The 6,266-nt window shown below is 72.0% G+C and carries 4 protein-coding genes; all 4 read left to right on the top strand.

Annotated features, from left to right (window positions below):
* The first annotated feature begins 6 nt into the window (after positions 1-6).
* Entirely contained in the window at positions 7-972 is a 966-nt protein-coding gene (locus E3O44_RS18745; protein WP_134536671.1) for an AAA family ATPase, read from the top strand.
* A complete protein-coding gene (locus tag E3O44_RS18750) occupies positions 969-2,387 on the top strand; it encodes a DUF58 domain-containing protein (protein ID WP_241976436.1) in 1,419 nt (472 codons plus the stop codon). The genes E3O44_RS18745 and E3O44_RS18750 overlap by 4 nt, the downstream gene beginning before the upstream one ends.
* Positions 2,384-5,083 (top strand): transglutaminase domain-containing protein, encoded by a 2,700-nt coding sequence (locus E3O44_RS18755; RefSeq protein WP_134536673.1) that lies wholly within the window; start codon positions 2,384-2,386, stop codon positions 5,081-5,083. Before E3O44_RS18750 ends, E3O44_RS18755 begins: the two co-directional genes overlap by 4 nt.
* Positions 5,084-5,120: 37 nt before the next feature.
* On the top strand, positions 5,121-6,266 hold a 1,146-nt coding region (locus tag E3O44_RS18760; RefSeq protein ID WP_241976437.1), incomplete at its 3' end, for a DUF5684 domain-containing protein.

Genomic DNA, 6,266 nt, shown 5'->3' on the forward strand with positions numbered 1-6,266 from the left:
ACACCCATGACAGTCACCCCTGAGCAGTCCGCCTGGTTCTCCGGCATGTTCACCGCCATGGTCGACAACGTCGAACAGGTCGTGCTCGGCAAGCGCCACGCCATCGAGCTCGCCTTCACCGCCATGGTCAGCGAGGGCCACCTGCTGCTCGAGGACTTCCCCGGCACCGGCAAGACCTCTCTCGCCCGCGCCATGTCGCAGACCGTGCAGGGCGTGAGCACCCGCATCCAGTTCACCCCGGACCTGCTGCCCGGCGATGTGACCGGCATCACCGTGTACGACCAGAAGTCGGGCACCTTCGAGTTCCACAGCGGGCCGATCTTCGCGAACGTCGTGCTCGCCGACGAGATCAACCGGGCGAGCCCGAAGACCCAGTCGGCGCTGCTCGAGGCCATGGAAGAGGGCAACGTCACGGTCGACGGCGTCACCCGCTCGACCGGGGTGCCCTTCCTCGTGATCGCCACGCAGAACCCCATCGAGCAGGCCGGAACGTACCGGCTGCCCGAGGCCCAGCTCGACCGGTTCATGATGAAGACGTCCCTCGGCTACCCCGACCTCGCCGCGACGATCCGCATCCTCGAGGGCACGAGTGAGGTGCGCCACGAACTCGCGCCCGTGCTCACCCCGCAGGCTCTCGTCGAGATGTCCGCGATCGCGCGGGCCGTGTTCGTCAACCCGCTCGTCTACGACTACGTCGGGCGTCTCGTCGAGGCCACCCGCAGCGCCCGTCAGGTGCGGATGGGCGTGAGCGTGCGCGGCGCCCGCTCCCTGATGAAGGCCGCCAAGACCTGGGCGGCCGCCCACGGCCGGGCATATGTCACCCCCGACGACGTCAAGGCACTCGCCGAGCAGGTGCTCGCCCACCGGATGGTGCTCGACCCCGAGGCCGAATTCGACGGCGTCACCGCCGGGGCGGTCATCGGCCAGATCCTGCTCGACACGGTACCCCCGAGTCGAAGTGACATGGCGTGACCCCCCGGCCTGAGGCGAAGCTCACGCATACCGGGTCCCGGCTGACCCACACGGACTCCCGGTTCACCCGCACGGAGTCCCGTCTGACGCGCACCGGGACGGGTTTCGGGTCCACGACGCACACCCGCTACACCTCCACGCGAGCCGGCGCCCTGATCGACGCCGTCGTCTGGTCCGTGCGCGCCCGCCGCGCCGTCGTCGCCGGCACGACAGCATCCGTGCGCTGGGTATCGGAGACCGTCACGCCCGCCGGCTGGCTCGTCGTGACCTGCGCCCTCGTGCTCCTCCCGCTCGGCCTCCTCCTTGGCTGGGCCGAGCTCATCCTCGCCGGCCTCGTCGGCCTCGTGCTTCTCGTCATCTCGCTGCCCTTCCTCGCCGGCGGTCGCGCATACAGCGTCGCATTCACCCTGCCCGTCGAGCGGGTCGTCGCCGGCTCCGAGGTGACCGGAACGCTCCGCATCGAGAACGTGTCGAAGCGGCTCGAGTTGCCCGGCCGGGTCGACGTGCCGATCGGCGCCGGGCTGACGGATGTCCACGTGCCGCTCCTGCGCCCCGGCCACGTGCACGAGGAGTCGGTTTCGGTGCCCGCGTACCGCCGTGGCGTCATCGACGTCGGCCCGGTCACGACCGTGCGCTCCGACCCGCTCGGCGTCCTCAAACGGGAGCTCGCCTGGGCTGAGGTGCACCGGCTGTTCGTGCACCCGGTGACCGTGTCGATCCCGAGCACGAGCGCGGGCTTCGTGCGCGACCTCGAGGGCAACCCGACGGCGGATGTCGTCGATTCCGATATTTCCTTCCACGCGATCCGCGCGTACGCACCCGGCGACGGCCAGCGGCACATCCACTGGAAGTCCACCGCCAAGACCGGCCAGTTGATGGTGCGCCAGTTCGAGGAGACCCGCCGGTCCCGGCTGGCGATCCTGCTGAGCCTCAACACCGCCGAATACGGCTCCGACGACGAATTCGAACTCGCCGTGAGCGCTGCCGGCTCGCTCGGGGTCCGCGCCATCCGCGACGGCAGGGACCTCGCCGTCGTCGCGAGCGAGGAGATCCCCGAGATCGCGCGCGCCGCCATCCGCTCGATTCGCGTTCTCAACGTCCTCTCCACCCGCGGCCTGCTCGACGACCTGACCGCGATCGAGTCGAGCCCCCGGGCGATGTCGCTCGAACAGGTCGCCGCGCTCGCCGCCCAGGTGATCCCGGACATGTCGATCGCTTTCGTCGTCTGCGGCTCGGCCGTCACGACCAGGCGGCTGCAGGCCCTCTCCCTCTCGTTCCCACCCGGAGTGTCCGTCGTCGTCGTGCTCTGTGACCCGCTCGGTACGCCGAGCTTCAGGATCCTGGCCGGAACCCCCGTGCTCACCATCGAGATTCTCGACGACTTCCGGTCGCTGCTGAGCAGGCGGGTCGCATGAGCGACGACGAGGCCAGGGACCGCCCCGGCGACCCAGCCGACCGGCGCGTTCGCGCCCGTGACCGCGGCCGGGAGGGCATCCGCCGCTCCGCCCGGCCGCGCTCCGCAGCGCGTTCGCCGCGTCCCGGGCCGGGCACCCCCGTGCTCATCGCCTCCGGGGTGTTCGTGCTCGCCCTGTTCCTGGTCGCCGGGTGGGCGGCCTGGCCGATCTACCAGTCCGGGTCCTACGTCGTGATGCTCGCCGGAGCATTCGGCGCCGCGGCCGCGATCGCCTGGCTCGGCCTGCTCCGGTCCTGGGCCTGGCCGAGGGTGCTCGGGGTCACCGCCTGCGCCTACCTCCTGCTCGGTGTGCCGTTCGCGGTCCCGTCCGCCCTCGCGAGCCTGCCGACGGCGGCCGCGGGCTGGCTCGAACTCGTGACCGCGCCCGTGCTCGGCTGGAAGGAATTGCTCACTATCCGCATCCCGGTCGGCGACTACCAGTCGCTGCTCGCTCCGGCCTTCTTCCTCTTCCTCGGCGGCCTCACCGCCGCTCTCTCGCTCGTCTGGCGCGCGAAACGGCTCGACGTGCTGATGCCGCCGATCATGTTCGTGCTGATCGTGTTCGGGATCGTCTTCGGTTCCCGCGACGGCAGCCCGGCCGTTCAGGTCTCCGGCCTGAGCCTGCCCGCGCCACGTGAGGCCCTCGTCGGCCTCGCCGGCTTCCTCGCGGGATTTGGCTTCCTCGTCTGGCGCACCCGCGAGGCTCGACGAGCGGCCCTCCGCCTCGCGGCGCGGGCGAGCGGCGTGCGCCGGGCATCCGCCGGCCGGCCCCGCCGGGTGCGTCGCGTCGTGCTCGCGGGCACCGTGCTCCTGGTCGCGGTCGCCGTCGCGCTGCCCGCACTGTCGACGATCGCCCGGCCGGACGAGCGGAGCGTGCTGCGCGCCGCGATCGACCCCGCCGTGGAACTGCGCGGGTACGTCAGCCCGCTCAGCCAGTACCGGAGCTACTTCGCCGCCGACCGGTACGACTCCGAACTGTTCCGGGTGACGACCACCGGACCGGCGCTCTCGCGGGTGCGGCTCGCTGTGCTGAGCTACTACGACGGCCAGGTGTTCCGGGTCATCGACCCCGCGACCGGCTCCGCCAACCAGGACACCGCCTTCGCCCGACTGCCCCCGACCCCGGCCACTGACGGGTCCAGCACGGCGACGTTCACCCTCGGCGACTATGCCGCTGCGTGGCTTCCGGGGAGCGGGGCGCTCAGCAGCATCCGCTTCGCGGGGGAGCGCGGCCAGACCCTGACCGCCGGGTACTTCTACAACCGGGCGACCGCCACCGGGGTCGAGCTGGCCCCGCTCGCCGCCGGCGACAGCTACACGGTGGAGACCCGGGCAGACGACGTGGGCACCGCGCTCACCGCGCTCGCGAAGCCAGCGGCCGGCAGCACCCCGGCCGACGAGACCGTGATCCCGCAGAGCCTCGTCGACTGGGTGCACGCCCAGAAGCTCGGGTCAGACGGGCCGGCGCTCGCCGAACTCGTGACCAGGCTGCGGGCCCGCGGCTACCTCAGCCACGCCCTGCAGGCCCCGACCGCCGAGCAGGCAGCCTCCTGGACGAGTGACCTGTCCGGCTACGCCTTCGAGCCGAGTCTCGCCGGGCACTCCACCGGGCGGATCGGCGCGCTCTTCACGGCACTGCTCGACAAGCAGAACAGCACCGTGTCGACCGAGAACGCCGACCTCGTCGCGGGCGTCGGCGACGACGAGCAGTTCGCCGTCGCGACCGCGCTCCTCGCCAGGCAGCTCGGGTTCGGCTCGCGGATCGTGCTCGGCTTCGCCCTCGACGGCGGTGCCGCGGCCAGCACGTCGGGGGATCCCTCGACCGGCCCTGCCTGCCTCGACGGCGTCTGCCTCGGCAAGGACCTCGCCGCCTGGGCCGAGGTGCAGGGCGCGGACGGCGCCTGGGTGACCGTCGACTCGACTCCGCAGTACACGCATCCGCTCGCCAAAACGGATGTGTCGACCCGCGACCCGCAGATCAGCACCGAGGTCATCGAGCAGCATGCCCAGGAGCAATTGCCCGGAAATGCGAACCCGACAACGGGCGATGAGCGCGCCGTCGACGACGCCGCGACCGGGCCGAACCTGGCCTGGCTCTGGGCTGCGCTCAAGGCCGTCGGCCTCGGGCTGCTCGCCGTGATCGTGGTGGCGACTCCGTTCGTCGCCATCCTGGGCGCCAAGGTGCTGCGCCGCCGGGAACGCCGGGGCGCCGCCGACCAGACGGCTCGTTTCGCGGGCGGCTGGGACGAGTACGTCGACACCGCCGTCGACCGGGGGCTGCCCGACCAGGGCGTGCTCACCCGGGTCGAGATCGCCTCGGCGTATGCGAGCGTCAGTCCCGGTTCAGTGACGATCGCCGACCTCGCCGACCGCGCGGTCTTCGGCGAGTTCGCACCGGAGAACCGCGACGGCGACCGGTTCTGGCAGCTCATCGACACCGAACGTGAACTGCTGCGGTCCGGTCAGACCCGGAGGGGCCGCGTGGGCGCAGCACTTTCCCTGAAATCCTTCGCCCGGCTGCTCGGACCGCGGGGAACCCGTTCCCGGCGATTCGAAACGCGGCGATTCGCCGACACCTACCTGCGCCTCTTCCGGCGCGACGAGAACAGACTGGAGGAGCGTTCGCCGACCCGCGGGCGCACAACTCACAATGGTTGATCACTGCGCGTTTGATGCGTTTGCCTCGCGGGTGCCCATGGCGTCGTCCGCCGCGGATTCCGGTGCCGCCCTCGGTGCGGTGATCGGCCTGCTCATCGTTCTGCTGGTCACCGTCGGCCTGTACGTTCTCGTGTCGATCGCGCTGGGCAAGGTGTTCCGGGGGCTCGGCGAACAGGCCTGGAAGGCCTGGGTCCCGGTCGTCAACGCGATGACGCTGCTCGAGCTCGGCGGCTATTCCGGGCTCTGGGCCTTCGCCGCCTTCGTTCCGGGTCTCAACCTCGTCGCCGCGGTCTTCGAGGTCCTTGCGATCAACAACGTGAACCGACGACTCGGCAAGGGCGGTGGCTACACGCTGCTCGCCGTGCTCCTCTACCCGGTCTGGGCCTGTGTGCTCGGCTTCGGTGCGACCGGGCGGAGTGCCTCGGAAACGACCGGCCTGCCCGCCGTGCTCGCTCCCACCGCCACCGTTCCGGGCGGTCCGCAGCAGGCCGTGTACTCCCCGCAGCAATCGGTGTTTTCCCTGCAGCAGTCGGCGTTCGCGGCCCAGGCGCCCTCGCGAAACCTGGGCGCGGCCTGGCCGGCGGGGGTTTCGGCCGGAGTGCCGCAGCAGCCCGCTTCTGCGCCCACGCAGCCGGCCCCGACCTCGGCGCCCGACGCGCTCTCCGGACTGCCCACACCACCCGCGCCCTTCGCCCGGTTCCAGCCGTCACCGCTGGCGTCCTCCGTCGCGCCACTGGACGCGCCATCGGTGCCGGCCGGGCCGCCGGCCACTGCGCTTCCGGTGCCGCCGGCTTCGTTCAGTCAGGGCGACTCGCCGCAGCCTGTCGTCGCACCCAGGACCCCGCGGGTCTCCAATTCACCGGCACCTTTCTGGGAGCCGGTGCGCCCCGCAGCGGAGCCGCGCCCGCCCGTCGTCGACGCCGTTCCGGTCGCACCGGTCGCTGCCGCAGCTCCGGCCGACGTCGAAGCCGCGGCCCCCGTCGCCGCGGCCCCGGCACGGGACCCCCAGCCGATCCCGGCCGCCGTTCCTGAACCTGAGCCCGACGACCTCTGGGCGCCCCCGCCGGCGATCCTGCTCGCGAAAGCCCCGACCGTCGTGTCGCTTCCGCCCGCCTCGGCCGCGTCGCTTCTGCCGATCCTGACGCCCGCGCCGGCCGCGCCGGCCGCGCCGGCCGCGCCGGCC

The organism is Cryobacterium algoricola, from assembly GCF_004402485.1.
GTDB classification, from domain to species: Bacteria; Actinomycetota; Actinomycetes; order Actinomycetales; family Microbacteriaceae; genus Cryobacterium; species Cryobacterium algoricola.

Excerpts from the sequence above, each read along its gene's own strand:
- E3O44_RS18755 (WP_134536673.1), top strand. The coding sequence starts at position 2,384 with ATGAGCGACGACGAGGCCAGGGACCGCCCCGGCGACCCAGCCGACCGG.
- E3O44_RS18745 (WP_134536671.1), top strand. The coding sequence starts at position 7 with ATGACAGTCACCCCTGAGCAGTCCGCCTGGTTCTCCGGCATGTTCACC.